At 47.1% G+C, this 23,785-nt stretch carries 24 protein-coding genes and 1 tRNA gene; 18 read left to right on the top strand and 7 right to left on the bottom strand.

The window, feature by feature from the left end; all coding sequences use genetic code 11:
• Positions 1–4: 4 nt before the first annotated feature.
• On the bottom strand, positions 5–736 hold the full coding sequence (gene rph, locus FD977_RS04020) for a ribonuclease PH (protein ID WP_215306537.1): 732 nt from the start codon (positions 734–736) through the stop codon (positions 5–7).
• Positions 737–768: 32 nt separating this feature from the next.
• On the opposite strand from rph, the gene FD977_RS04025 reads away from it, so the two are divergent.
• The 4 genes from FD977_RS04025 to FD977_RS04040 all read left to right on the top strand — a co-directional run bounded on the left by FD977_RS04025 (position 769) and on the right by FD977_RS04040 (position 4,989).
• Positions 769–1,707 (top strand): YicC/YloC family endoribonuclease, encoded by a 939-nt coding sequence (locus FD977_RS04025; protein ID WP_215307043.1) that lies wholly within the window; start codon positions 769–771, stop codon positions 1,705–1,707.
• A gap of 21 nt (positions 1,708–1,728) precedes the next feature.
• Positions 1,729–2,379 carry a guanylate kinase gene (gmk, locus tag FD977_RS04030; protein ID WP_215306539.1) on the top strand — a complete coding sequence of 217 codons (651 nt, stop codon included), beginning with the start codon at positions 1,729–1,731 and terminating at the stop codon, positions 2,377–2,379.
• Between the two features lie 45 nt (positions 2,380–2,424).
• Entirely contained in the window at positions 2,425–2,628 is a 204-nt protein-coding gene (gene rpoZ, locus FD977_RS04035; protein WP_011902918.1) for a DNA-directed RNA polymerase subunit omega, read from the top strand.
• 63 nt (positions 2,629–2,691) lie between these two features.
• Positions 2,692–4,989 (top strand): bifunctional (p)ppGpp synthetase/guanosine-3',5'-bis(diphosphate) 3'-pyrophosphohydrolase, encoded by a 2,298-nt coding sequence (locus tag FD977_RS04040; RefSeq protein WP_371743123.1) that lies wholly within the window; start codon positions 2,692–2,694, stop codon positions 4,987–4,989.
• Positions 4,990–5,006: 17 nt separating this feature from the next.
• Here the strand turns inward: FD977_RS04040 and greB are convergent, their stop codons facing one another.
• Positions 5,007–5,507: a transcription elongation factor GreB gene (gene greB, locus FD977_RS04045; RefSeq protein ID WP_215306543.1), complete on the bottom strand. Its 501-nt coding sequence runs from the start codon at positions 5,505–5,507 to the stop codon at positions 5,007–5,009.
• A gap of 18 nt (positions 5,508–5,525) precedes the next feature.
• Between greB and FD977_RS04050 the strand changes: the two genes are divergently transcribed.
• The 7 genes from FD977_RS04050 to FD977_RS04080 all read left to right on the top strand — a co-directional run bounded on the left by FD977_RS04050 (position 5,526) and on the right by FD977_RS04080 (position 12,505).
• Positions 5,526–5,602, top strand: a tRNA-Arg gene (locus FD977_RS04050).
• Positions 5,603–5,691: 89 nt separating this feature from the next.
• Positions 5,692–6,864 (top strand): ABC transporter permease, encoded by a 1,173-nt coding sequence (locus tag FD977_RS04055; RefSeq protein ID WP_215306545.1) that lies wholly within the window; start codon positions 5,692–5,694, stop codon positions 6,862–6,864.
• Entirely contained in the window at positions 6,864–7,631 is a 768-nt protein-coding gene (locus tag FD977_RS04060) for an ABC transporter ATP-binding protein (RefSeq protein WP_215306547.1), read from the top strand. The genes FD977_RS04055 and FD977_RS04060 overlap by 1 nt, the downstream gene beginning before the upstream one ends.
• Entirely contained in the window at positions 7,628–8,542 is a 915-nt protein-coding gene (locus FD977_RS04065) for an MlaD family protein (RefSeq protein ID WP_215306549.1), read from the top strand. The genes FD977_RS04060 and FD977_RS04065 overlap by 4 nt, the downstream gene beginning before the upstream one ends.
• Entirely contained in the window at positions 8,539–9,195 is a 657-nt protein-coding gene (locus FD977_RS04070; RefSeq protein WP_251369541.1) for an ABC-type transport auxiliary lipoprotein family protein, read from the top strand. Before FD977_RS04065 ends, FD977_RS04070 begins: the two co-directional genes overlap by 4 nt.
• Before the next feature lie 42 nt (positions 9,196–9,237).
• Positions 9,238–10,023 carry an SDR family oxidoreductase gene (locus FD977_RS04075; protein WP_215306551.1) on the top strand — a complete coding sequence of 262 codons (786 nt, stop codon included), beginning with the start codon at positions 9,238–9,240 and terminating at the stop codon, positions 10,021–10,023.
• A gap of 4 nt (positions 10,024–10,027) precedes the next feature.
• Entirely contained in the window at positions 10,028–12,505 is a 2,478-nt protein-coding gene (locus tag FD977_RS04080; protein WP_251369542.1) for an ABC transporter permease, read from the top strand.
• Here the strand turns inward: FD977_RS04080 and FD977_RS04085 are convergent.
• From FD977_RS04085 to FD977_RS04100, 4 genes are read right to left on the bottom strand one after another with little or no spacing between them, the layout of a single operon-like run.
• Entirely contained in the window at positions 12,502–13,041 is a 540-nt protein-coding gene (locus FD977_RS04085) for an RDD family protein (protein WP_251369543.1), read from the bottom strand. The two genes, FD977_RS04080 and FD977_RS04085, sit on opposite strands and share 4 nt — an antisense overlap.
• A 3-nt stretch (positions 13,042–13,044) precedes the next feature.
• Positions 13,045–13,677: a DUF3106 domain-containing protein gene (locus FD977_RS04090; protein WP_215306556.1), complete on the bottom strand. Its 633-nt coding sequence runs from the start codon at positions 13,675–13,677 to the stop codon at positions 13,045–13,047.
• A gap of 26 nt (positions 13,678–13,703) precedes the next feature.
• Positions 13,704–14,168 (bottom strand): DUF3619 family protein, encoded by a 465-nt coding sequence (locus FD977_RS04095; protein WP_215306558.1) that lies wholly within the window; start codon positions 14,166–14,168, stop codon positions 13,704–13,706.
• Positions 14,165–14,734, bottom strand: coding sequence for an RNA polymerase sigma factor (locus tag FD977_RS04100; RefSeq protein ID WP_215306560.1), 570 nt, complete (start codon positions 14,732–14,734; stop codon positions 14,165–14,167). Before FD977_RS04100 ends, FD977_RS04095 begins: the two co-directional genes overlap by 4 nt.
• Positions 14,735–14,926: 192 nt before the next feature.
• Here FD977_RS04100 and FD977_RS04105 point away from each other — a divergent pair, with 192 nt between their 5' ends.
• The 6 genes from FD977_RS04105 to FD977_RS04130 all read left to right on the top strand — a co-directional run bounded on the left by FD977_RS04105 (position 14,927) and on the right by FD977_RS04130 (position 21,659).
• Entirely contained in the window at positions 14,927–16,711 is a 1,785-nt protein-coding gene (locus tag FD977_RS04105) for an acetolactate synthase 3 catalytic subunit (protein ID WP_215306562.1), read from the top strand.
• The gene (gene ilvN, locus FD977_RS04110) at positions 16,711–17,202 is read left to right on the top strand and encodes an acetolactate synthase small subunit (protein WP_046329932.1); all 492 of its coding nucleotides are present in this window, start codon (positions 16,711–16,713) and stop codon (positions 17,200–17,202) included. Before FD977_RS04105 ends, ilvN begins: the two co-directional genes overlap by 1 nt.
• Positions 17,203–17,252: 50 nt before the next feature.
• Positions 17,253–18,269 carry a ketol-acid reductoisomerase gene (ilvC, locus tag FD977_RS04115; RefSeq protein WP_215306564.1) on the top strand — a complete coding sequence of 339 codons (1,017 nt, stop codon included), beginning with the start codon at positions 17,253–17,255 and terminating at the stop codon, positions 18,267–18,269.
• 52 nt (positions 18,270–18,321) lie between these two features.
• Positions 18,322–18,969 (top strand): phosphatidylserine decarboxylase, encoded by a 648-nt coding sequence (locus FD977_RS04120; RefSeq protein WP_215306565.1) that lies wholly within the window; start codon positions 18,322–18,324, stop codon positions 18,967–18,969.
• Between the two features lie 27 nt (positions 18,970–18,996).
• Entirely contained in the window at positions 18,997–19,860 is an 864-nt protein-coding gene (gene pssA, locus FD977_RS04125) for a CDP-diacylglycerol--serine O-phosphatidyltransferase (RefSeq protein ID WP_215306567.1), read from the top strand.
• Positions 19,861–20,111: 251 nt separating this feature from the next.
• Positions 20,112–21,659, top strand: coding sequence for a 2-isopropylmalate synthase (locus FD977_RS04130; RefSeq protein WP_215306568.1), 1,548 nt, complete (start codon positions 20,112–20,114; stop codon positions 21,657–21,659).
• A 40-nt stretch (positions 21,660–21,699) separates the two neighbouring features.
• On the opposite strand, the gene FD977_RS04135 is transcribed toward FD977_RS04130, so the two are convergent.
• Positions 21,700–22,293 (bottom strand): YSC84-related protein, encoded by a 594-nt coding sequence (locus tag FD977_RS04135; protein ID WP_215306570.1) that lies wholly within the window; start codon positions 22,291–22,293, stop codon positions 21,700–21,702.
• An 84-nt stretch (positions 22,294–22,377) separates the two neighbouring features.
• On the opposite strand from FD977_RS04135, the gene FD977_RS04140 reads away from it, so the two are divergent.
• On the top strand, positions 22,378–23,583 hold the full coding sequence (locus FD977_RS04140; protein ID WP_215306571.1) for a patatin-like phospholipase family protein: 1,206 nt from the start codon (positions 22,378–22,380) through the stop codon (positions 23,581–23,583).
• The last annotated feature ends 202 nt before the right edge of the window (positions 23,584–23,785 follow it).

The raw sequence follows: 23,785 nt of genomic DNA on the forward strand, positions 1-23,785 counted from the left end.
TCTTTTACTTGAAGGCTTCTTTTTGTAACTGAGTTAAATCACGGATACCTTCTTCGGCCAGATCTAACAAAGCATTTAATTCAGTACGGGAGAAGGCGGGACCTTCAGCGGTACCTTGCACTTCAATCATGCCGCCTTTGCCTGTCATAACGACATTCATATCGGTATCGCAAGAAGAGTCTTCTGGGTAATCTAAATCGAGTACTGGCACGCCCTGGTAGATGCCAACAGAAATCGCAGCAACGCTGTCGATGATGGGGTCAGCTTTAAGGACACCACTTTCAAGCAGGGTATTGATCGCATCACGTGCTGCAACATAAGCACCGGTAATTGATGCAGTTCTTGTTCCGCCATCAGCTTGCAAGACATCGCAATCTAAATGGATTGTTCGCTCACCCAATACTTTTAGATCAAAGACGCTACGCATCGCACGGCCGATCAAGCGCTGAATCTCTTGTGTACGACCAGACTGTTTGCCGCGAGCTGCCTCACGATCGCTGCGGGTGTGGGTGGAGCGGGGCAGCATGCCGTATTCAGCAGTAACCCAACCTTCACCGGAACCTTTTTTGTGGGGAGGCACCTTTTCCAAGACGCTAGCTGTACAAAGTACTTTGGTATCACCAAAAGCAATCAGGACGGAGCCTTCTGCATGCTTGGTAAAGGCACGGCTGATGCTCACAGGGCGCAATTGCGTAGGGGTGCGGCCACTCGGACGGGTGATGTTGTGCTGAGTCATGGGGTGTGTTCCTAAAGATCTACAATGTGCCTATGATATCGAGCATGACTGGTTATGGCAGCGCTTCTCGCCAAGTCTCCCTAGGAGCTGGCGTAGTAGCCGATCTGCAAGTGGAATGTCGGGCTGTCAATAGCCGCTTTCTGGATTTGGGCTTTCGTCTTCCGGACGAGTGTCGCGGGGCTGAGCCTGCCTTACGAGAACTGGCTACTCAAAGCCTTTCTCGGGGCAAAGTCGAGTTTCGGGCTGCCTGGCGGGTAAATTCGGGTGCTGCTGGAGCACCCAAAGCCAACCCCCATGCTTTGGGCGCCTTAAATAAGAATCGCCTAGACGCTCTCTATACCCTTCAGGAACATGCTCAAGTAGCCTTCCCTAATGCCGAAGCTTTACGTATCTCCGATATCTTGCGTTGGCCCGGGATTGTTTCTGAACCCAGGGGTGAAGAAGAGGGTTGGATTGCCGCTACTGTGGAAGCCGGCCGCGCTGCCCTAGCTGCCTTAATGGATAGTCGCCATGCTGAAGGTAAAGCCTTGGTAACGGTCCTAACTACTATCACCAGCAAGATGCGTGAGATTGTTAAAGTGATTGAGCCTAAGGTTCCAGTCTATGTCGCCCAGTATCAAGAGAAGCTTACTGAGCGCTTGGCAGAAGCATTAGCTGCTCAAGAGCAAGGCAAAAGTAGTGGGTCTGGCACCGAGTTGATGGAGCGTATCCGTCAAGAGGTAGTGCTCTATGCCGTGCGTATCGATGTGGCAGAAGAGTTTGCGCGCTTAAAGACCCATCTTCAAGCAGTTGACACCGCCTTAGCAGGCAAGGGGCCGGTGGGTAAGCGTTTGGATTTCTTAATGCAGGAGTTAAATCGCGAAGCCAATACCTTGAGCTCCAAATCGGTTTCAGAGGAATGCACACAAGCAGCTTTAGAGCTCAAGCTCCTGATTGAGCAAATGCGTGAACAAGTGCAAAATTTAGAGTAAGCATTATTTCTACAAATTATTATGGCAAGCCCTAAACCTAAAGCAAATTTAACTCCTGCCTACCAAGGCAGCATGCTGATGATCGTCGCTCCATCGGGCGCCGGTAAATCCTCCTTAGTCAATGCGCTGTTGCAAGAAGACGCAGCCCTCAAGCTGTCACTCTCAACGACAACGCGTGCGCCAAGACCGGGAGAGGTAGATGGCAAGGACTATCGCTTCATTAAGAGAGCAGAATTTATTGCAGAGCGTGACCAGGGCCATTTTTTAGAACACGCTGAAGTACACGGTAATTTTTACGGTACATCTAAAGCCTGGATTGAGACTCAGATGAAAACCGGGCGCGATGTGATGTTAGAAATCGACTGGCAGGGTGCGCAGCAGATTCGTCAAATCATTCCGGAAGTGCAGTGGATCTTTATCTTCCCACCTTCATTTGAAGCTCTAGAAGAGCGCTTACGCAAACGAGGTCAAGATGATGAGGCCACTATTCAGAGGAGATTGGCTGCGGCCCATTTAGAGCTCCAGCATGCTCACGAAGCCGATTTCATTGTGATCAATGATGATTTTGAGCAGGCCTTAACTGATTTACGCCATGTGGTGGCAGCCAGCCGCCTGCGCTCAGGGCCAATTATGGCTCGTAACCCTGCGCTTTTAAAGCGCCTCGGAGTCTAATCAGTTATCCTATAGGTATCAAAGCTAAATTTAAGTGAGTCCAGCATGGCCCGTATTACTGTAGAAGATTGTCTAAAAACTATCCCCAATCGTTTTGAGCTGGTATTGGCTGCGACTTATCGTGCACGTCAATTAGTTCAAGGTCACTCCCCACGTGTTGAGTCCAGAGATAAAGCAACCGTTGTTGCATTACGTGAAGTTGCTGCTGGTGTAACCGACCGTGACATGTTGACCAAAGTACCTTTGTAATCGCGGGGTTCCGTTGTGGAGCTCCCCTTAGGCGACCAAAACACATCGGAACTCAAAGGTCAGATCTCGCCTAAAGAGATCGCTAGTGGTGATAAGTCTTCCATCATCGCAACTTTGTTGGCTCAATCGAGTCGACATCTATTTGGCCCAACCTCGGCGCCTGCATTACCGCTAAAGCACCAAGTTGTTTCAATTGATGGGCTGATTTCTAAATTGGGCTATCTCAAGCCTGATGAAGTTGCGCTTATTAAACAAGCCTTTCATTTTGCTGATGCGGCTCACTTAGGTCAGTATCGCCATAGTGGCGAACCTTACATTACCCATCCGGTAGCAGTTGCTGAGCTGTGCGCTACTTGGCGCTTAGACGCGTCATCCATCATGGCAGCTTTAATGCATGATGTGATTGAGGATACGGGTTGCACTCAAGCAGATCTAGTTGGTAAGTTTGGCAGCAAAGTGGCAGAGCTCGTAGAGGGATTGACTAAGCTCGATAAGCTGGAGTTCCAAAGTCATGCTGAGGCGCAAGCTGAAAGCTTTCGTAAGATGTTTATGGCAATGGCGCGCGATGTCCGGGTGATTTTGGTGAAGCTCGCTGATCGTACGCACAATATGCGCACACTCGATGCCGTCCCAATGGAAAAGCGTCGTCGGGTAGCTGCTGAAACAATTGAGATCTACGCCCCGATTGCACACCGCTTAGGCCTCAATGTTATTTACCGCGACTTACAGGATTTGAGTTTTCGCTATTCCATGCCCATGCGCTTCAGGGTAATTGAAGATGCAGTGAAGCGGGCGCGTGGTAACCGTAAAGAGATGGTAGAAAAGATTTTGCAGAATGCTCGGACGGCCTTTGCAAAAGTGAATCTCGAGGTTGATTTACAGGGTCGAGAAAAAACGCTCTTTAGCATTTACCACAAAATGCGTAGTAAGCATTTGAGCTTTTCTCAAGTCCTCGATGTCTATGCCTTCAGGGTGACTGTCCATTCGATTGATGAGTGCTATCGTGCGCTCGGTCTTTTGCATGCACTCTATAAACCGATGCCTGGAAAGTTTAAGGATTACATTGCTATTCCCAAGCTTAATGGTTATCAGTCTTTGCATACGACGCTATTGGGACCATCAGGGGTGCCGGTAGAGTTTCAGATACGTACTAGCGATATGCATGCAGTTGCTGAAGCAGGCGTTGCTGCGCACTGGGCCTATAAAGATGGCGGTCCGGATATGAGTGAGGTGCAAAACCGTGCGCATCAATGGCTGCAATCCTTAATCGATATTCAGGATAGCAGCGGGGATTCTCAAGAATTCTTAGAGCACGTCAAAATTGATTTGTTCCCGGATGCAGTTTATGTCTTTACACCGAAAGGGCAGATTAGAGCTTTGCCACGCGGCGCTACCGCCCTCGATTTTGCTTACTCTATTCATAGTGACTTAGGAAATACTTGTGTTGCCGTCAAAATTAATGGCATGCAGTTACCTTTGCGCAGTGAGCTTAAGAACAGCGATATCGTTGAGGTAGTGACATCTGCGAACTCTCAGCCTAATCCAGGTTGGCTAGCATTTGTGAGGACAGGAAAGGCTCGCGCCTCGATTCGTCACGCACTCAAAACTAAGCACTATGCCGAGTCTTTGCAGTTAGGTGAACGTCTTTTGGCTAGCGCATTGCGTCAGCAGGGAGTTGATGCTGGACTGCTATCACCAGAGCTTTGGGAAAAGTTATTGCATTGGACTGGCGATAAAACGCGAGAAGAGGCCTGCGTCAACATTGCCTTGGGCCGCAGGTCTTCTCAAGAGCTGGCAATTCGTTTAAATATTTTGATTGATGATGAAGGTGGCTCCGATCAAATGCGCTTGGGCGCGGCAGACTGGGTCTCTCCCCAGCAAGAAATTGCCTCGCACCATCATCAGCGCCAAGCCATTTTAGTAGATGGTCGCGAAGGAAACTCGATTCATTTTCAAACCTGCTGTCATCCTATTCCAGGGGATAACATCATTGGCTATCTTGGTAAGGGTGAGGGTTTACAGGTTCATACCAATGACTGCCAGGTAGCTCTCAGAATGCTCTCTAAAGATAGTGATAAGTGGGTAGAAGTCGAATGGGGTAAAGAAGTTAATCGGGAGTTTGAGGTTGACTTGGCGATTGATACACTTCAGGGTAAAGGCGTATTAGCTAGAGTGGCAAGCAGTGTGACTGCGGCAGACTCCAACATCATGAACGTATCGATGGATGATCGCTACAAAGAAGATGCCGTCACTATACGTTTCACCATTCAGGTATCAGACCGCTTACATCTCGCTAAAGTCATGCGTAGTTTGCGTGCGAACCATGATGTGATGCGCGTGACTCGCGTACGGGTTAGCTAGGTTCCTGTAAATCCCTTTTACCTGTACTGAATGTGCAGGATTTCAATCTCAGTTGGGCCCGTTGGTGTTTGAATTTTGACGCAATCACCTAGGCGCGATTTGATTAAGGCTTTAGCAATGGGTGACACCCAACTGACGTAACCCAGATCTAAATCAACCTCATCGACCCCAACAATCGTGATGCTCGTCTTTTTGCCGGCATTAGCGCCTTCCAAGTTTTCATAAGTCACGGTAGCCCCAAAAAAGATCTGCTCGGCATCGGCTTCACCCGTTTTTCGAGCCTGGTTATCGACCACCACAGCAAATTCAAGACGCTGATTCAGGAAGCGAATTCGGCGATCAATTTCCCGAAGTCGCTTTTTTCCATATATATAGTCACCATTCTCGGACCGGTCGCCGTTAGAGGCGGCCCAATGAACAACCTTGACAACCTCTGGCCGATCCAGGTTTAGGAGCTGTAAAAGCTCACTTTTGATACGTTCGTGACCAGCGGGTGTGATGTAGTTCTTCTCTTCCATGGCATAATTATGGCTGTTGCGGCTGTAGCTCAGCTGGATAGAGTACTTGGCTACGAACCAAGGGGTCGTGGGTTCAATTCCTGCCAGCCGCACCAACCCTTACAGGGCCTAGTTGAAAAACTGGGCCCTTTTTCTTTTTTGGGTATTTCATAGTGGTCTCATATAGATCCCTTATAGTTTGCCTATGAGCATTTCGGACCCCAATTCTTCAAATTTAATCTCTCCAGTAGCGGTTTGGTCGCAAGCCGATGCAAGCCACGCTCAAGTTAGTTTGAATGGTGTAGTCAATGTGTATTCCCTAGCTGGAGTGTGGAGTGATGTTCGGAAACAGCAAAATCAGTGGTTAGAGCAAGGAAGTGCACAAGCGCTCTCACTGATTTTTGATGCATCCAAAGTGAGCTCTTTAGATGGATCGGCATTTGCATTTTTGATTGATGTGCAAGAGGCGCAGAACAAAGCAGGTGGACAGTTTGATATTCAAGGCTTGGATCCTAAGTATCAGCCGCTCTTACATGAATTCGATCCAATTAATAAATTATTCCCAGTACCTGCTGCAAAACAAAAAAGAAGTTTTGTGGTGAGTACTGGTATGGCTGCGCAGAATTTGATGGATGATGCCCGCGGCCTAGTGACATTTACCGGCCACCTGTCAGCAGATTTAGCTTGGTCAATCCGCAATATCAGGCAAGTTCGCTGGGGTGACTTCGTGAACGCTGCTGTAGAGGCAGGTATTGCTGCATTACCTATTGTTGGCCTAGTTGCATTTTTGATTGGCGTCATTCTGTCCTTTCAGGCTGCGATTGGTATGGAGCAATTTGGCGCCGTCTCATTTGTTGGGCCACTCGCTGCGCTAGGTATCGTTAGAGAGATGGGACCACTGATTACAGCGATCTTGCTTGCCGGCCGCTCATCGGCAGCATTTGCAGCTGAGATTGGTACGATGACCGTGAACAGCGAAGTTGATGCATTAGTCACTGGCGGCTTAAGTCCGATCCGCTTCCTAGTTGTACCAAGAGTATTGGCGGGAATATTGGTGGCGCCAATATTGACCTTATTTGCCGATGTCGTCAGTATTTTTTCTTCCATGCTGACAATGCAAATTTATGGCATTCCCTTTATTAATTTCTATAACGGTATGTTAGCTGCAGTCGGTGTTGAGGATGTTCTGTCCGGCCTTGTGAAGGCCACGCTCTTCGGTGTAGTTGTTTCTGCAATGGGCTGTTTAAGAGGTATGCAAACTGGCACTGGTGCAGCGGCTGTAGGCATCTCCGCAACCCGAGCAGTGGTGAGTAGCATTGTGATGATCGTGTTGGTAGACGGCATCTTTGCCTACATCTCTTACAGGACAGGTTTCTGATGGATGCACTGGGTAAATCGATTGACGTGCAAAACCTCACTGTGGGCTATGGCTCAAAAGTGCTGTTACAGAACCTCAACTTCTCCGTTAATAACGGTGAGATCTTTGTGATTTTGGGTGGATCAGGCTGCGGTAAATCGAGCCTCTTAAAGAATTTATTTGGCCTATATCAACCGCTTGCTGGAGATGTATTGATCGAGGGTCAAAATATCACTACCGCCCAAGGTGCTGAGCGTCAAAAAATCATGACGAGCTTTGGGGTCATGTATCAGCAGGGCGCTTTATTCGGTTCCATGAATCTCCTCGATAACGTGACACTCTTTATGGAGGAGTACACCCAGCTGACTAGAGAGCAGATGAATTTATTAGCCCGATGCAAACTGGACTTGGTGGGCTTACTTCCGTATGAGACGTATATGCCTAGCGAGATTAGCGGCGGTATGCAAAAACGGGCTGCAATCGCACGGGCGATGGCTTTAGATCCTAAAATATTATTCTTGGATGAGCCTTCAGCGGGCCTTGATCCGATTACATCGGCTGATCTCGATAGTACGATTTTAGATCTTTCAAAAAACTTAGGATTTACTTTTGTGATCGTTTCTCACGAGTTAGCCAGTATTTATTCTATTGCCGACAAAGTCATTATGTTGGATAAGGATGCTAAGGGCATTATTGCGCAGGGCGATCCTAAGGTATTAAGAGATAGCAGCAAAGACCCTCGAGTACATCAATTTTTTAATCGCATCATGAGCAAGGACGCAGCATGAGTAATAACTCTAACCCTAATTACTTCCGTCTTGGCATTTTTGTTCTCGCGGCAATCGGCGCATTACTCACGGTCATCTTAATCTTTGGCTCAGGACAATTTTTTAAAAAATCATTCATGGTCGAAACCTATGTCAAGCAATCAGTGACGGGCTTAGATGCTGGTGCAGCAGTCCGCTTTCGGGGTGTCAAGATTGGGCAGGTGACGTTGATTGCTTTATCGGGTGACTTGTATGAGAAAGAAGTCCCGATGGCTCAGAAGCAAGAGTATGTTGTTGTGAGAATGCAAATTTATGGCGATGCTATTGAGAAAAGTCACCTGGAAACATTCATTAAAGACAACCTACGTGCGCGTATACGGTCGATGGGCATCACTGGTGTCAATTATGTTGAGCTAGACTTTTATCCGAGCGCTACCCAATACACCTCCTTGCCTTTCCCATGGACACCTGAGTATGCAGTTGTACCTTCAATGCCCAATCAGGCAGATGAAATTATTTCTGGAGTTCAGAAGTTAATTAGCGCACTGAATGGCATGGATATCGATGGAACCCAGCAGAAATTTGATGCCTTATTGGGTAATCTGAATAAATTGATGGCTGGCGATGGTAAAAATAATGCAGGTCTGATTAATTCAGTTCAAGACCTCAATGTCTTGTTGGATCGAATTGCCAAAGTCACCGATAAAGATCAACTCAATATTCTGATGCGCGAATTGGTTGCCACCATGGTTTCTTTGCGTCAAACCGTCACTAGCGTTCAGGGTGACACCACTGCAACCTTGGAGAACCTTCGTCAGGCTAGCGAGCAGTTAAATGAATTTACCCGCGTCGCAAGTCAATCACCATCTACTCTGATTTGGGGTGAGCCGCCGGCCCGTATTACGCCTCCAATGAATGGAGTCCAAAAATGAGAATGCAGATGATGAAGAATTTACACCTCACTAAGCTTGCTGTTGTATTACTAATCATTACAGCCTTAAGCGCATGCTCATTACCTAAAAGACCAGCATTAGAGACCAGCAGTTGGATGCTCGCCCCTGAGCGTACTGGTGCTCCCTATAAACCGCGTAGCGATTTGTGGCTCAAGATGGGTTCATCGTCAGCAACGCCACCTTTTGACGGCAAGTCTTTGGTTTATCGCTTAGGTGATCAGCGCTATGAAAAGGATTTTTACAATACGTATTCTGCTTTACCAAATGAAATGGTCGGTAACGCAACACGTCAGTGGCTAAATAATGCCCAGATCTTCTCTATGACAGTAGGTCAGGGTAATAGCTTCTTTCCGTATTACATCTTGCAGACATCGATAGAAGAGTTCTATGGTGATTACCGGGTTCGTCCAGAGGCTGTTGTCACGATTGAATTTTTCCTAACTGCAACTGATCCCCAAAAGCGCAATCCAGTGATTGGTAAAAACCGCTATTCCAAGAGAGTTACACTTAAAGACAACACTCCTCAGGCATTGGTGCAAGGCCAGCAGGAAGCCTTGGCACAAATTTTGAAAGAGTATGAGGTAGTACTTTATAAGTACGCTGGTAATCTGCCTCCACCTCTCGGACAGTAGACGATCTAGAATGACAGTGCAGATAATAATATTGGAGAAGACATGGATTTAGGGCTCAAAGGTAAGGTTGCATTAGTGATGGCATCTAGCCGAGGTTTAGGTCAGGCGATGGCCGTTTCCTTGGCACGTGAAGGTGTCAAAGTGGCGGTGACTGGCCGCAATCCGGAGGGATTAAAAAAATCGGTTGAAATGATTGAGGCTGCGGGTGGAACAGCCTTAGCTTTGAGCTGGGATCTTTCTGATGCATCTTTGATTGATAGCTTGGTGAGTAAGGTGGAAAAGGAATTAGGTCCGATTGATATCCTGGTAAACAACACCGGCGGACCTCCTCCAACATTAGCGGCAGGGCAAGACCCCGCTTTGTGGCAAAAGAGCTTTAACGATATGGTGCTATCACTCATCAGCATTACCGATCGAGTTCTACCAGGAATGCGTCAACGTAAATGGGGTCGGATTATTACGAGTACCACTTCAGGTGCTATTGCCCCGATTAAAAATCTGGCGATCTCCAATACCTTGCGTGCTGCATTGCTGGCCTGGTCTAAAACCTTGGCGGCAGAAGTGGCAGCCGATGGCATCACTGTGAATGTGATCATGCCAGGTCGTGTAGCAACTGATCGTTTGCGTCAGTTAGATGAAGCACGTTCCCAACGTGAAAATGTGAGCTATGACTCTGTTGTTCAAGCTAGCTTGAGACAAATTCCGATGGCACGTTATGGTGATCCACAAGAGTATGGAGATACTGCGGCCTTTCTGGCTAGTCAAAATGCCTCCTTCATCACTGGGTCAGTGATTCGTGTGGATGGTGGTCAGATTCAGGCGATTTAAAGCAGTGTTTAATAGCTTTCTACGGGCCATTCAGCGAGACCTTCGATCTAGTGAGCTAGTAGCACTATTGGTCGCGCTGACGCTCTCTGTAGCTGCCTTATCCAGCGTCAGCTTCTTAGCCGACCGAATGCAGCGGGCCTTTCAGTTCGATGCTCGCCAGCTGCTTGCTGCGGATCTGCTGCTGGTTTCTGATCAACCCCTGCCTGAGCGTTTCATTCAGGAAGCCAAGGATCAACAGCTGAGCATAGCCCAAACAATTGTCTTTCCAAGTATGGCAACGGTAGGGTCGCAAAGTAAACTGGCTTCCCTTAAAGCTGTAAGTTCTGCCTACCCTCTGCGAGGCTCTTTACAGGTGTCACCTTCATCAGTCAGCACGACTCCACCAGCAGGTTCGGTCTGGGTGGATCCGGCAATGCTCAGTGCGCTCAAGGCAAAAGTCGGCGATCCGATGTTATTGGGTGATAAGGCATTCCTCATTAGCGGTATCTTGGAGCGCGAGCTTGACCGAGGCGCTGGCTTTATGAACTTCGCGCCCCGCGTCATGATGTCGCTGGACGATTTACCAGCTACCGGCCTGATTGGTCTGGGCAGCCGCGTGACCTATCGACTTCTTTTAGCGGGGAATGATTCGGCGATCTCTGACTATGAGCAATGGGCTACGCAATCGATTAAATCCGAAGGGCTCAGGGGATTGCGCATTGAGACTTTGGAGAATGCTCAGCCTGTCATGCGTAAAACCCTCGAGCGGGCAGAGCGCTTCTTATCGTTAGTTGCCTTACTCACAGCCATGGTGGCTGCGGTAGCAATTGCCTTGTCAGCGCGTCGTTATGTTTTAAAGCAGGCTGATGTTTGCGCTGTTATGAAATGCCTTGGTGCAAGCCAAAAGACCATCCTAATAAACCAAGTCAAGATATTGGGCACTCTATGTATATCGGCTGCTGTGATGGGTGCTGCGATTGCTTATGGCGTGCAAGAGATGCTCATTGGGATCTTGGGTAATTTACTAGTTGCCAATCTACCCGCGCTCTCACTCTGGCCCTTAGTCTGGAGTATTTTGTTTTCCTCTTGCCTGCTAATCGGTTTTGCTGGTCCGCCCTTATTTAGTTTGGTCATGATTTCACCAGTGCGACTAATTCGTAAAGAGTTGGGATCTGTGAACATCAAGGTGTTGTGGGTCGCACTTTTTGGATTGAGTACTTGTCTTGTCTTGATCGCGTTTGCAGCTCAAGATTGGAAACTGGCCTCTTGGGTTGCCGCAAGCTTTGGCTCAGCTATTGTGGTCTTTTCCGTAGTTTCTTGGTTGTGCCTAAGTTTGCTTAAAATCGTATTTACAAGGTGGAGTAGTCACAGCTTCGCATTACGCTTTGCACTGACAGTACAAGCGCGTCGCTCTGGGTTTGCAGTCATGCAAATTACGGCGCTAGGTATTGCCTTGATGGCCTTATTACTCATCCTCTTGCTCCGACAAGATTTATTGGCTACCTGGCAGGGCAATATCCCAGTCGATGCGCCCAATCGCTTCATGATTAACGTTCAGGAAGATCAAAAGCTTAGCATCACTCGCTCACTACTGGATGCGGGAGTAGCAAAGCCCAGCTTTAGCCCCATGGTTCGTGCGCGCTTAGTAGAAGTCAATGGAAAGTCTATTGGACCCAATGACTACATTGATGAAAATGCACGCCGCTTGGTTGATCGAGAATTTAATCTCTCATACACCGAGCAATTACCTGAGGGTAATCGGATTACTTCTGGAAAATGGCTTGAAGGGAATGCGCCACAAGTTTCTTTGGAAATGGGAATTGCAAAGACTTTGAAGTTAAAGCTGGGCGATCAAATGACCTTTGAGCTTGCCGGTGAAAAAGTTACAGCGCCCATTACCTCTTTGCGTAAGTTGGATTGGAGTTCGATGAAAGTGAATTTCTTTGTCATCATGCCACCCGCAATGCTCACAGAGATGCCCCAGTCTTGGATTACCTCGTATTACCAAGGTACTGCAAGTGAAGGTTTGGATTATCAACTTGCGCAGGCCTATCCCAATCTCACCATCGTGGATGTGGGGACATCACTAAAGCAAATCCAAGATGTACTTGATCGACTGTCCTCAGTATTAGGCCTCTTATTCACCTTCACGATTGCGGCAGCGATTTTAGTTTTAGTCGCTGCGATTGCGGCAACACAAGATGAGCGTTTCAGGAGTGCGGCCTTGTTAAAGGCAGTGGGTGCGTCGCGCTATCTACTGGGGAAGATTGCATTAGCTGAGCTGCTGATTATTGGAGTACTGGCAGGAACTTTAGCTGGACTCGCTGCCGGAATTGCAGCATGGGCGCTTGGCCGTTTTGTGCTGGAGATTGAGTTCAATGCATTTGCGCAGTCTCTAGCGATGGGTATCGGCTTTGGGGTAACTGCTTGCCTGCTAGCGGGTTATCGCTTTCAGAGAAGAATTCAAACTGCTACTGCAATGGAATGTTTGCGTGAAACTTAGTTCAGTTTAACTAAGTTTTTCGGTAATTCCACTAAGCGCGTTCCACTAAAGCGGTCTGGCAGACTTTGACGCAGTGAAGGTTTAACGCGATCCAAGTAAATACTCAGTGGCCACAAAAATAAAGCCACCGCAAATAGCATTTCAATAATTTGCCATCTTTGCAGATCGAACAGCCACTGCAAAATCACGCAAGGCACTAGCCACAAAGATCCAAAAAAATAACGCCAAATCGCTTGTCTGCGAGTCAGGTTGTAGCCTCCTGGACCAATCATGCGCACTCGCCATGTTTGCATTGCCAGTGTCTGCCCCGACTTCGTCCAATACCAAATAAAGTAAACACCTAGGACGGCGTAGAGATAGAGAAAGGTGAGCCAACTTGGGAGGGATACGCCAAACACAATGCCTAATCCCAAATTAGGAAGCAGGAAGGTAAGCGCAATGACGCCCAATAAAACCAATTGCTCATACAGAATGCAAAAGACCCGCCGCCAAAACTGGGGAGCAGGGAGTAGGTTTAATTCAGCGGGGCTAATCACGACTTAAGGATTGCTTGAACCGCTATCGGGGCTGCTGTTCGTTGCAGGAGACTCTGAAGCTGGGGCGCTACTGGTTGTTGGAAGTGCTGCTAAGTTCGATTTTTGTTTAATCGGATGCTGTTGTAATGTAGGCGCATTTAAAGCTGTTGGCTTTTTCCTGTTGACCTCTGCTTGAGCCAGCTTCTTCTTTTGCTCATCAGTCAGTTTTTGATAAGCACTCCAAGCCTCAGCTTTTTTCTCAGCAGGGAACTTGAGGCTACTTAAATAGTTTTCGCGGGCAATGCGGCGGTCTTTTTGAGAAAGCTTAGACCAGCCCGTCATGCGGGACTGCATTCGCTGTTGATCAGTTTCACTCATCTTGGGATACAGATTAGCAACTTGTATCCATTTTTTACGACTGTCCGGGAGCATGTAGTCCCAATCGTCTTCCAGTGGAGCGAGGATTTTTTGTTGCCCTGGTTTAAGGTTCTCCCAAGTACCATCCGGTTTTTTCTCTGGGATGCCAGTGGTTTTTCCATGGCCTGCTGCCGGTGTTTGGGCAAATACGTCTGAACTTGGTGCCGATCCTAAAGCGCCCATCGCCAGCATCATGCTGATGCTCAGTGAAGCGCTCAGGGACCGTAGATTTTTTAGCATGCGCTAACTGTAGCTCGCGATGACAGTTAGGACGGAGTCTTAGCTGAGCTGAGGCTGTCTTGATCTGATTCCGCTAAAGGGCCGTTTTTGAGGAAACCCAAAAAGCCGCTATCAGCATAAGCATCGGGTGGGACATCGTCAGTTAAGAGGGCGACATCGAGCTCAGCAATATCGTTGATACGGGAATCTTGCTGCCATTGGGCGATGCCAATGAGACCGAATACCAGAACTGCCAAGGGGGCAACCCAACCCACGTTATCCCAGAATGAGCGTGAACCATAAGACCAATTCCCATTAGAACTCGCCAAAATATGCTGCGCAATGCGAACTTTTTCGGGTTTTTTGACAGAAATGGCTTTGAGGCGTGCTGCATAGAGGCGATCTTTGATCCCAGCTGGTAGGGATTGGGATCCTTGGCGGAGCAGGGCGGCAGCATTCAGACCAAATTGATCTGATTCTGTTGTGCTGAGGATGTCTTCGTTGCGGTTCACAGGGTAATTCCTTTTAATTTCAATGCTTTAGCTAGAGCCTGAGTGGCTCTTGAGCAGTGGGTTTTGACGCTTCCCTCGCTACATCTCATCGCAAGGGCAGTTTCAGTAATACTCAGCTCATCCCAATAACGCATCAGGAAGGCTTCTCGTTGACGGGCAGGCAATTTTGATATTTCTGACTCTAAGGCCTGTAATAGCTGACTCCGTTCAAGCTTAAATGCACCATCTTGGTGAATTTCACTATCATCTGGAGCTGAAAGTGATTCCAGGGGGTCAAAATCATCACTTTCATCGGATTTCTTACCCATATTCGAGAACAGGGTGACCCAGGTATTGCGAACTTTTTGACGTCTAAACCAGTCGTGAATGCGGTTTTGCAGAATTCTGGTGAAAACCAGAGGTAATTCTGCGGCAGGCCGATCACCATACTTTTCAGCTAACTTAATCATGGCATCTTGAACAATGTCTAAGGCTGTATCGTCATCTCGCACAGCATAGACCGCTTGCTTGAAAGCGCGCTGCTCAATACTACTCAGAAAGTCAGAAAGTTCTTGGGGTGAAGCCATTCAGCAGATTAGACCTGAATCAGAGGGAATTCGTCCATTTTAGGGGATTGCTATAGAATATAGGGCTTACTACCTAGAATCTCATTCAAGAAGTGGTTTTTTCCGGTAGCAGCGCCGTTCGAACTCAGGCCACAAGCAAGAGACAGAACAGACCAATCAATTTTTTGCCGAAAATTGCAAAGGACGAAAGAAATGAATACAAGCAGCGCCGAATTTTTAGCTTCTAAAGCTAACCAAGACACAAATACAAATCCCGCAGCAACTCCACCAGAAATGATTGGTGCTGAGATGCTGGTGAAGGCTTTGCACAAAGAGGGTGTTGAATACGTTTGGGGTTACCCAGGTGGTTCCGTCCTCTTTATCTACGATGAAATTTTTAAGCAGGACAAGTTTGAACACATTCTGGTTCGCCATGAGCAAGCAGCAGTTCATGCGGCTGATGGCTACGCACGCGCAACCGGTAAGGTCGGTGTTGCCTTAGTGACTTCAGGTCCTGGCGTAACCAATGCGGTTACCGGAATTGCTACTGCTTACACTGATTCAATCCCGATGGTGGTCATCAGCGGTAACGTACCAACGTACGCGATTGGTGAAGATGCTTTCCAAGAGGCGGATACCGTGGGTATTACTCGCCCAGTGGTTAAGCACAACTTCTTAGTAAAAGATGTTAAAGACCTCCCCTTAGTCATTAAGAAAGCTTTCCATATTGCGCAGACAGGTCGTCCAGGTCCAGTATTGATTGATATTCCGAAGGATGTATCTGCAGCTAAAGGACCATTCGTCTATCCAGAAACCTTGGAGATGCGTTCATACAACCCAGTAGTCAAGGGTCATAGTGGACAAATTCGTAAAGCGGTTTCTTTATTACAAGAGGCTGAGCGCCCATTCATCTATACCGGTGGTGGCGTGATCTTGGCTGATGCCGCTCCAGAATTAAAAGAGTTTGCTGATTTATTGGGCTATCCCGTTACCAATACCTTAATGGGTCTTGGTGGTTTCCCAGGTACTAGCCCTCAGTTTGTGGGCATGCTTGGTATGCACGGTACGTATGAAGCCAATATGGCGATGCAACACAGTGATGTGTTGATTGCAGTTGGAGCGCGTTTTGATGACCGTGTGATTGGTAATACTGCGCACTTTGCAAGTCACCCACGCAAGATTATTCATATTGATATTGATCCATCGGTGATTTCAAAGCGGGTAAAGGTAGACGTTCCTATCGTTGGCAATCTCAAGGAAGTATTGCAAGAGATGACTGCTCAGCTCAAAGCTGCTGGCCCACGTAAGAATGACGCCAAGCTGGCGGCATGGTGGGCGCAGATTAATGAGTGGCGTAAAAAAGATTGCTTAAAGTACGACGAAGCTTCCCAAATCGTCAAACCTCAGTACGTAGTACAAAAGTTGTGGGAGCTCACTGGTGGTGATGCATTCATTACTTCTGACGTTGGTCAGCATCAAATGTGGGCTGCACAGTTCTACAAGTTCGATAAGCCACGTCGTTGGATTAACTCTGGCGGTCTAGGCACCATGGGTGTTGGTTTGCCATACGCCATGGGTATTAAGAAAGCATTCCCAGATAACGATGTATTCGCTATCACTGGCGAAGGCTCTATCCAGATGTGTATTCAAGAGCTATCCACTTGCAAGCAATACAACACGCCCGTAAAGATCGTTTCTTTGAATAATCGTTACCTCGGTATGGTTCGTCAATGGCAAGAGCTAACTTATAACAAGCGCTATTCCAGTTCATACATGGATTCATTACCGGACTTTGTGAAGTTGGCAGAAGCCTTCGGACACGTGGGCATGCGGATTGAGAAGAAGTCTGATGTTGAAGGCGCTCTCAAAGAAGCTATTCGTTTAAAAGATCGCACCGTGTTTATGGATTTCCAGACAGACCCAGAAGAAAACGTTTGGCCGATGGTTCAGGCAGGCAAGGGTATTACTGAAATGCTTTTGGGCAGCGAGGATCTCTAATGCGACACATTATTTCTGTATTGATAGAGAACGAGCCGGGGGCACTATCTCGTGTGGTTGGTTTATTTTCTGCACGTGGTTACAACATTGAAGCATTGAGCGTTGCACCAACCGAAGATCCATCTTTGTCGCGCATGACTATTGTCACCCTTGGCTCTGAGGATGTGATTGAGCAAATCACTAAACACTTAAATCGTTTAGTTGAGGTGGTGAAGGTGTTTGATTTGACTGAAGGTCCTCATATCGAGCGTGAGCTCATGATGATTAAAGTGCGCGCAGTAGGTAAAGAGCGTGAAGAATTGAAACGTACAACGGATATCTTCCGTGGTCGCATCATTGATGTGACTGATAAGAGTTACACCATTGAATTAACTGGTGATGGCGCCAAATTGGATGCCTTCATTGATTCGATTGATCGTGCATCGATTTTAGAAACTGTCCGTTCGGGTGGTTCTGGTATTGGGCGCGGTGAACGCATTCTGAAGGTTTAATTTTTTAACTAATTACTGCATTAACTACATTTTCAAAACAAGGAAAGAGCATGAAAGTTTTTTACGATAAAGACGCCGATTTGTCCCTCATTAAAGGCAAAAAAGTAACCATCATTGGTTACGGTTCACAGGGTCACGCACACGCATTGAATCTGAAAGATTCAGGCTGTAACGTGACTGTTGGTTTGCGTAAAGATGGCGCTTCCTGGAGCAAAGCCGCAAATGCTGGCTTGACAGTAAAAGAAGTTGGCGCAGCAGTTAAAGATGCTGACGTAGTCATGATGCTCTTGCCTGATGAACAAATCGCTGATGTATACAGCAAAGAAGTTCATGGCAATATCAAACAGGGCGCTGCATTGGCATTCGCTCACGGCTTTAACGTTCACTACGGTCAAGTTCAGCCACGCGCTGATTTAGACGTAATCATGATTGCTCCTAAAGCACCAGGCCACACTGTACGTGGTACATATGCTCAAGGCGGCGGTGTTCCCCATTTGATCGCTGTGTATCAAGACAAATCAGGTTCAGCTCGTGATGTTGCTTTGTCATATGCAACAGCTAACGGCGGCGGTCGTGCCGGCATCATCGAAACTAACTTCCGTGAAGAAACTGAAACTGACTTGTTCGGTGAGCAGGCTGTACTTTGTGGTGGCGCAGTGGAGTTGATCAAAGCAGGTTTCGAAACTTTGGTTGAAGCTGGTTACGCTCCTGAGATGGCTTACTTCGAGTGCTTGCATGAGCTCAAGTTGATTGTTGACTTGATCTACGAAGGTGGTATCGCCAACATGAACTACTCTATCTCTAATAACGCTGAGTACGGTGAGTATGTCACTGGTCCACGTGTTGTTACGGAAGATACTAAGAACGCAATGCGTCAATGCTTGAAAGATATTCAGACTGGTGAGTACGCTAAGAGCTTCATCTTGGAAAACAAAGCAGGTGCGCCTACTTTGATTTCACGTCGTCGCTTGAATGCTGAGCATGACATCGAGGTGGTTGGTGCTAAGTTACGCGCCATGATGCCTTGGATTGCAAAGAACAAATTAGTTGATCAAACAAAGAACTAAGTAAATAGTAGCTAGAAACTAATAGTAGTAACTAAAAAGGCTCAGAACAAAGATGATGTATCCGCACCCCATTATTGCGAAAGAAGGTTGGCCGTATTTGGCGTTAGTGGGGGCTGTTACTTTGCTAGTCCACTATCTTGGTGGTATTGCATGGTCATGGCCTTTGTGGATCATCTTTATATTTGTTCTGCAGTTCTTCCGCGATCCGCAGCGTATTGCTGCCATAGGTCGTGATCTGGTTTTATCTCCTGCCGATGGTCGTATCGTCGTAGTAGAAAAAGCCAACGATCCTTATGCGGGTCGTGAGGCTTTGAAGATCAGTGTTTTTATGAACGTATTTAATGTCCATTCCAACCGTAGTGCAGTCAACGGTTCGGTAAAAGAGATTCAGTATTTTCCTGGCAAGTTTGTCAATGCCGATTTAGATAAAGCCTCTACTGAGAATGAACGTAATGCTGTTGTGATTGATGCTAATGGTCAAATCGTGACTCTGGTTCAGGTTGCGGGTCTGATTGCTCGCCGTATTCTTTGTTATATCCATGTTGGCGACAGACTTAAAGCGGGTGAGCGTTATGGCTTTATTCGCTTTGGCTCCCGTGTCGATGTATATTTACCTTTAACAGCTGAGCCCTTAGTCAGCGTTGGCGATAAAGTTTTCGCTACGAACACTGCATTAGCTCGCGTACCCGGCTTAGATTAATTAAGCCGTTTTAACTAGGAATATTCTTTGCCTACATTTCGCCGTCGTGGCCGTATCGATCGCAGTCGCTTAGCGAACTCCCGTACTGATCGCACTCAGGGTGAGTGGGCAGAGGACTTGGGCGATGGAATTGATTTTGAAGTGGAAGAGTTGCACGTAGACAAGCCACGTAAACGTAGCAAAGGTATTTACTTGCTTCCCAATGCATTTACTACCGCAGCCTTATTCTGCGGTTTCTTTGCCATCGTCAATGCGATGAACCACCAGTTTGAGATAGCTGCTATTGCCATCTTTGCATCTTTAGTTTTGGATGGCATGGATGGTCGCGTTGCTCGCATGACTAATACCCAAAGTGCTTTCGGTGAACAGTACGACTCTTTGGCTGATATGGTGTCTTTTGGTGTGGCGCCAGCCTTGGTTGCTTACGAATGGGCCTTAAAAGACTTAGGTAAGTGGGGTTGGTTGGCTGCCTTTACTTACTGTGCAGGAGCAGCCTTGCGTCTGGCGCGCTTCAACGTTAATACTGGCGTGGTTGATAAGAAGTTTTTCCAGGGCTTACCTAGTCCAGCCGCTGGCTCTTTAATGGCTGGTTTTATTTGGCTAGCTGATGATAACAAGATCCCCGTGCGTGACAGCGCTATCCCTTGGATCACTTTCTTCTTGGCTGTGTATGCTGGCTTGACCATGGTATCCAATGCGCGTTTTTACAGTGGCAAGGCCTTAGATGTGCGCTACCGCGTGCCTTTTGGTGTCATGGTTCTGATGATTTTGACCTTTGTTCTGATTTCTTCGAATCCGCCTTTAACCCTGTTCGGCCTCTTTGTGGTGTATTCCATCTCGGGATATGTCATTTGGGCTTGGGAGCATCTGAGCGGCCGTCGTTTTAGCTAATTTGGAATATTTAGGTTATATTAAAACCATGTTGATGAATTCCCCCCTCTCTAACTTGCTTCTACTCGCACTAAGCTTACAGCTTGGGGCAGGTAAGGCCTGAGCTAATGAGATTAAAGTAATTCATTAGCCAAGACATACCAGCCCCAGCAAATTGCTGGGGTTTTTTGTTTTTAGGCTTAGTAATGAATAATTAGTCAGTATGAATCAGCAGTAAGCATAATTAAGCAATATTGAACCGGAGAGTAGTGATGAGCGACAAAGTAATCATTTTTGATACCACCTTACGTGATGGTGAACAATCCCCTGGCGCTTCCATGACCAAGGATGAGAAGGTTCGCATCGCTCGTCAGTTAGAGCGCCTCAAGGTTGATGTGATCGAAGCTGGATTTGCGGCGAGCTCCGAAGGTGACTTCCAGGCAATCTCTGCTGTAGCAGCAGCGGTGAAAGATTCCATTGTTTGCTCACTCGCACGCGCTAACGATAAAGATATTACTCGGGCTGCTGATGCGTTGAAGGCCGCTAATGCAAAACGAATCCATGCGTTCTTGGCAACTAGTCCATTACATATGGCCGTGAAATTGCGCATGTCTCCAGAAGAGGTGTTGGAGCAGGCTAAACGCTCCATTCGTTTTGCAAGAAACTTGGCTGAGGATGTGGAGTTCTCAGCAGAAGACGGCTATCGCTCAGAAATGGATTTCTTGTGCAGGGTGGTCGAAGGGGTTATTAATGAGGGTGCTACTACCATCAATATTCCTGATACTGTTGGCTACGCTACTCCAGAGTTGTATGGTGAATTTATCAAGACCTTGCGTACCCGAGTTCCCAACTCTGATAAAGCGGTGTGGTCAGTGCATTGCCATAATGACTTGGGTATGGCTGTTGCCAACTCCTTGGCTGGCGTGAAAATTGGGGGTGCGCGTCAAATCGAATGTACTGTTAATGGTTTGGGCGAACGTGCTGGCAATACAGCATTAGAAGAAATTGTCATGGCCTTGCGCACGCGCAAAGATTATTTTGATATGGTGTGCGGTATTGATGCGACTCAAATTGTTCCTGCATCAAAGTTGGTCTCGCAAATTACTGGCTTCGTTGTTCAGCCGAACAAGGCAGTTGTAGGAGCCAATGCATTTGCACACACTTCAGGGATTCATCAAGACGGCATTTTAAAGAACCGTGATACCTACGAGATCATGCGTGCGGAAGATGTAGGCTGGTCTGCCAATAAGATTGTGCTCGGAAAGTTGTCTGGTCGCAATGCTTTCAAACAGCGCTTACAAGAGTTAGGTATTGCGATTGAAGCTGAAGCGGATTTAAATGAAGCTTTTGTCCGCTTCAAGACGCTAGCCGATCAAAAGTCAGAAATCTTTGATGAAGATATTATTGCCATCATGTCGGATTCTGCTGCAGCCGAAGAGGGTGAATTTTATAAATTCATATCCTTGAGTCAGCATTCTGAAACGGGTGAGCGACCAAAGTCTAGAGTGACTTTCCGAGTTGGCGACAAAGAAGCGAGCTCTGAGGCTGAAGGTAATGGTCCAGTAGATGCGAGTTTGAACGCTATTGAGCAGATTGTGAAGAGCGGGGTAGAGCAATTACTCTATTCTGTTAATGCAATCACCTCAGGTACGCAATCTCAGGGTGAGGTTACTGTCAGACTTGCAAAGGGTGGGCGCGTTGTTAATGGAGTCGGCACCGATCCAGACATCATTGCAGCTTCTGCGAAAGCCTATTTGTCAGCCTTAAATAAATTGCATGATCCTAGCCAAGCTAAGCTCAATGCGCAGATGACGCCTTAAGAAATTCTTGGCGACATCTGCGGATGTCGCAATGCGCCTCTTATTTATTCAGGTCTGTACTCTTGTAGTACTTAGTGCCTTTGCCAGTGATTTCTGCGGCAAGGCCTGAGTCTGTGAGTTGATACATTAATACGCCAGGCGCCACGGTGGTGGCATCTTGGTATGCGCTACCATTGGCCTCATACTTAACAGCAGCAGTCACTTGACCACCAAATGTCCATCCAGAATTAATGAAGTCATTCATAGCGGCTTGGGTTTGAAATGCGAAAATATTTTGGAAGGATTTAATTCCAATACCAAGTCCAGCCTGTACTTCAGCCATGTTCATGTAAACAGGTTTGGCACCATCCTTTGTAATGACAACGCCGCTGCCAGTGCCGCCCCCAGCAATTAGAATCTTCATTCCAAAGTTGCTAAAGGTGGCGTAACCGACAGATTTCTCAATCACCTCTCTTGCTTTGGGTTGAGCTTGGTATAGCGCCTTCAGAGTCTCATCACTCTTTTTGAGGATATCTTGGCGTTGCTGGGCAATGGTTTTCTCGGCGGCAAATGGATTTGAAAATTGCGCAAAACTTAGCGAGGGAGATAAGGCTAATAGACTATAGGCTAATGTTTGGATGAATTTAGTTCGCATTGATTTTTCCTTCGCTGTGTTTCCGCAATTGATGAATTCCATCTTTATACTCCATCAAGCCTTCTTGTCCAATAACGATCCAATATGACACTCTTAACTCGCTGCATCTTCACCATCCTCATGCTGTCATTGCTAGGCTGTAGTAGCTTGCAGCGCAAAGCGGCAGTACCGCCCCAGCAGATGGGTCAAGCGCAAATTGCTGGCCTGACTGGTGTGCGCTATATGGTGGCCAGTCAATCTAGCATTGATCAGATGGCCGCGGATATGCAGGCAGGATTTAAGGTGAGAGATGAAAAAACCTTAAATGCGCCGGCAAACTACTTATCACTTTCAGGTGGTGGTGATGATGGTGCATATGGCGCAGGATTATTAATAGGGTGGGCTGAGCGCGGCGATCGCCCGCAATTTAACTTAGTTACTGGTATCAGTACTGGAGCATTAATTGCTCCCTTTGCCTATATGGGGAAAGAATATGACCCCGTCTTACGCGATGTTTATACAAAATATGGCCCCAAAGACATCTTCATTGAGCGCGGTTTGATCTCTGGCATTTTGAGTGATGGTTTATCAGATACTACCCCTTTGTTTCAACTGATTTCAAAATACATTGATCAAGATTTCCTGAAGAAGGTGGCACATGAGTACACCACCAAAAACCGCTGGCTTTTGATTGGGACTACTAATTTAGATGCAGGCGTACCCGTAATCTGGAACATGGGCAAGATTGCTAGTATTGGCACTCCAGAGGCTTTAGAGCTTTTTAGAAAAGTCATGCTGGCATCCGCATCAATACCGGGCGCATTTTCACCAGTCATGTTCGATTTTGAAGTTTCTGGCAAAAGCTTTCAGGAGATGCATGTCGACGGTGGAGCCATCACACAGGTATTCCTCTATCCAAGTGCCTTATCTCAACGCGCTCAAGATTTGAAACTCAAGCTACAGAAACAGCGTAATGCCTACATTATTCGCAATGCCCGCTTGGATCCTGAGTGGCGTGAGACAGAGCGGGGAACCCTGAGTATTATTCAGCGAGCGATTTCTAGCATGATTCAGACTCAGGGCATTGGGGATTTGTACCGTATTTATCACACCACCCAGCTTGATGGCGTCAGTTTCAACTTGGCTTTTATTGGGTCAGACTTCAAGTTCCCTCACAAGACCGAGTTTGATACCGCCTATATGCAGGCTCTTTTTGATTACGGCTATCAACAGGGCCTTGGCGGTAAGGAGTGGCAAAAGTACCCACCTGGCTATAAGCGGGGGTTTGATGTGGAATTGCCTAAAAAATAGGCAATTCTAGGTATTTTCATCATCATTTTCATATAAATCAAGGACTTGCCAAAATATCCACTGCTAAACCCTAAATTGAGTGCCTAGCCCTATGGCTAGGGATTTACGGTGAATCTGCTACAATTCGATGGCTTTGATTTTTAAAGCTTTTTTGTTTTATTTGATTAATAAATGCACGACACAAGTTGGGTGAAAGCTCAAG

The organism is Polynucleobacter sp. AP-Elch-400A-B2 (assembly GCF_018688355.1).
In the GTDB taxonomy this organism is placed as follows: Bacteria; Pseudomonadota; Gammaproteobacteria; order Burkholderiales; family Burkholderiaceae; genus Polynucleobacter.